The organism is Coprococcus intestinihominis, from assembly GCF_040096555.1.
GTDB classification, from domain to species: domain Bacteria; phylum Bacillota; class Clostridia; order Lachnospirales; family Lachnospiraceae; genus Coprococcus_A; species Coprococcus_A intestinihominis.
Genome location: NZ_JBBMEK010000335.1, coordinates 1 through 3,002, shown reverse-complemented (window position 1 = coordinate 3,002; position 3,002 = coordinate 1). Strand labels below are relative to the sequence as shown.

Genomic DNA, 3,002 nt, shown 5'->3' with positions numbered 1-3,002 from the left:
AGTATCAATTGTGCCTCCATTCCGTCAGAGCTATTGGAAAGTGAACTGTTTGGATATGACGAGGGTGCATTTACCGGAGCCAAGAAGGGCGGCAAGATTGGTAAGTTTCAGCTGGCAGACGGCGGAACGATTTTCCTGGATGAGATCGGAGACCTGCCGTTAGTGCTGCAGGCGAAACTGCTGCGTGTGCTTCAGGAGCATGAGATTGAGAAAGTAGGCGGCGGCAAGCCGATCCCCATCGATGTGCGCTTTATATCGGCGACAAGACAGAATCTGGCGGAAATGGTTGAAAGAGGTGAGTTTCGTGAGGACCTTTATTATCGGCTGAATGTGGTTAATATTGAGACGCTGCCCCTGCGTGAGCATCCGACGGATATTCTGTTGTATGCCAATCATGTGCTGAATGCGTTGAATGCGAAATATAAGACCGGTCATTTGTTGTCAGACAGGGTGAAATATCTGCTGATGTGTTACAAGTGGCCGGGAAACGTGCGTGAATTGATCAATGTTATCACCAGTGCCTATGCAACCTGTGACAGTTACGTCATTGAAGAAATGGACCTTCCCGGAAGGCTTGTATCGGGGACAGCGGGAAATAGTGTGTCACAAATGAAACTGTCGGAAATGATGAACCTGCATGAAGCAGCGATTATCAGGGATGCGCTGCGGCGAAACAACCAGAACTGTAAAAAAACAGCCGAGGAATTAGGCATTGACAGAAGCCTTCTGTATCGGAAGATGCGGAAAGCGGGTATTGCGATTCATCGGGAAATTAAATAGCGTATTTTTTCAGAACCGAAGTCTAAATGGATGTCGGTTCTTTTTTTGCGGAGAGCGGAGACTTAATCAAAGTCTGCACTTACATGTGGACAATTTGCTACACTATGGATGATTTACTACACTTTTTAAAATAGGTAAATGGTGAAAATCCGCTGAATTCAAGGGCTTCAGAGCCTATAAGAATTGGCATCATTGTTGCTTTCTATATACATAACAGGTAATGTATTGATGATTATGTTTCAAGGGAGGGTCATTATGGATAAGAAGATTAAGTTGGATGAAGTGCTTATTGGCAAGAAAATGGAACCGAGATACATGGAGTATAACTGGCGTGACATTATTTTATATGCACTGGCAGTTGGTGCTCACAGAGAAGATGTGGCTTATACTTATGAGAAGTATCTGAAAGCCATTCCGACATATGGAACCATTCCTTACTGGGGAACAGTGAACGTGAAACCGTATCAGTGGATGCCGCTTCCGGCTTCGATGCTGGCAGATGAGATCATTAAGCCGACCATTTCTTTCCTGAATATGGATCATGAAATCATTATGCACCGTCCGATTGACCCGATCAAGGGTACCTTCCAGTATCAGGATGTCATTACAGATGTTTATGACAGAGGCGAGGGAAAGGGTGCAGTTGTTAAGACGAAGGTAGATGTTCGTGACGAGGCAGGCAATCTTGTATGTACCAATTATTCTACAACGTTTTTCCATGAGGCCGGTGGATTTGGCGGAAAACCGATGCCTAAGAGTGAAGTTGTGATTCCTGACAGAGCACCCGATTTAACATTGGATGATTACATCACACCGGTTCAGAATCTTCTTTACAGATTAACAGGTGATACGAATCTGGTTCATGTTGATTCTGAATATGCCAGAGAAATGGGATTCCCGAAAGCATTTATTCAGGGCTTATGCTCCTTCGGTTTCTCCTGCCGAATGGCCATTGAACTGCTTTGCCCGGGTGAACCGGAGAGAATGACGAGGATGGCTGCTCAGATGAGAAACGTTTTATTCCCGGATACAAAAGTTCAGCTTCAAATCTGGAAGATGGAAGAGGGGAAGGCTTATTTCCGTTTCGTGAATCTGGAAGACGGCAAGCCGATTCTGGATAGAGGCGTATTTGAGTGGAAATAGGACATGCGCAATAAATCGCAGGAGGAATAAGGATGAGTTTTATTTTGACAGAAGAGCAGGAAGAATTATTGGCTTTGGTCAGAAAGTTTTCGGCAAACCGGTGAATGCCAATCAGGGCTTTCAGTGGTATCTTGCAGATATGGCAACCAAGACAGAGGCAGCCAAGGCACTGACCCTGAATGCGGCAGCATTGCGCCAGGCAGGCAAGAATATTACAAAAGAAGCGGCGATGGCGAAGTATTATGCATCGGAGACAGCGGTTGAAGTAGCCAATAAGGCGCTGCAGATTCATGGCGGCTATGGCTATATGAAAGAGTATGCAATAGAGCGACAGTACAGAGATGCACGTATTATTCCGATTTATGAAGGAACTTCCGAAGTCCAGAAAATGGTTATTTCCCGTGCAGTTATCAATGGAAAATAACTGTATTGTGTAAAACACATACTGCGATTTGAAAATGCATAAGAGATAATGTCTTTGAAGAAGGATGTTAAGAGCTTCAAGAGAAAAAGAAAACCCCAGAGGTGGTGACCTCTGGGGTTTTCTGTATTCAAAAACCAGGTCTGTATTTTACCTGAATTTTGCATTTTTCACAGTTTTATTTTACTAAACTTTTTGTTTAAAAATACTTGACAACGTAAAAAATTAATCTATAATAGATTTGTTTAGCAATATCGAACTTAAAGTTAAGGAGGAATCAGCGTGGATATAGGTGCAAAGATTAAGCTGCTCAGGATAAAGAATCAGCTGACCCTTGAGGAGCTGGCGAACCGCAGTGAACTGACGAAGGGTTTTCTTTCTCAGGTTGAGAGGAATCTGACGTCTCCGTCTATTGCAACGCTGGAGGATATACTTGAGGCCCTCGGTACTTCACTGGGCGAATTTTTTTCCGATGACAGAGATGAACGTGTGGTGTTTACGGCCAATGATTATTTTATCAATGAGCAGGAGGCCTACGACATTTCCTATATTGTGCCGAATGCTCAGAAGAACTGCATGGAGCCGATTTTGATCAGGCTGCATCCGGGATGCGAATCGGAGACGTACGGCCCTTATGAGGCGGAGGAGTTCGGTTATG

The 3,002-nt window shown here is 44.3% G+C and carries 4 protein-coding genes; all 4 read left to right on the top strand.

Annotation, left to right across the window (positions count from 1 at the left end):
* A partial coding sequence (locus WMO25_RS16705; RefSeq protein WP_349086288.1) for a sigma 54-interacting transcriptional regulator occupies positions 1-780 on the top strand: 780 nt, incomplete at its 5' end.
* Positions 781-1,035: 255 nt separating this feature from the next.
* Positions 1,036-1,923, top strand: coding sequence for a MaoC/PaaZ C-terminal domain-containing protein (locus WMO25_RS16700; RefSeq protein ID WP_015514844.1), 888 nt, complete (start codon positions 1,036-1,038; stop codon positions 1,921-1,923).
* Positions 1,910-2,347, top strand: coding sequence for an acyl-CoA dehydrogenase family protein (locus tag WMO25_RS16695; protein ID WP_349086286.1), 438 nt, complete (start codon positions 1,910-1,912; stop codon positions 2,345-2,347). The genes WMO25_RS16700 and WMO25_RS16695 overlap by 14 nt, the downstream gene beginning before the upstream one ends.
* A gap of 279 nt (positions 2,348-2,626) precedes the next feature.
* Positions 2,627-3,002: helix-turn-helix domain-containing protein (locus WMO25_RS16690; RefSeq protein ID WP_349086285.1), on the top strand; the 376-nt coding region annotated here is incomplete at its 3' end.

Excerpts from the sequence above, each read along its gene's own strand:
- WMO25_RS16700 (WP_015514844.1), top strand. The coding sequence starts at position 1,036 with ATGGATAAGAAGATTAAGTTGGATGAAGTGCTTATTGGCAAGAAAATG.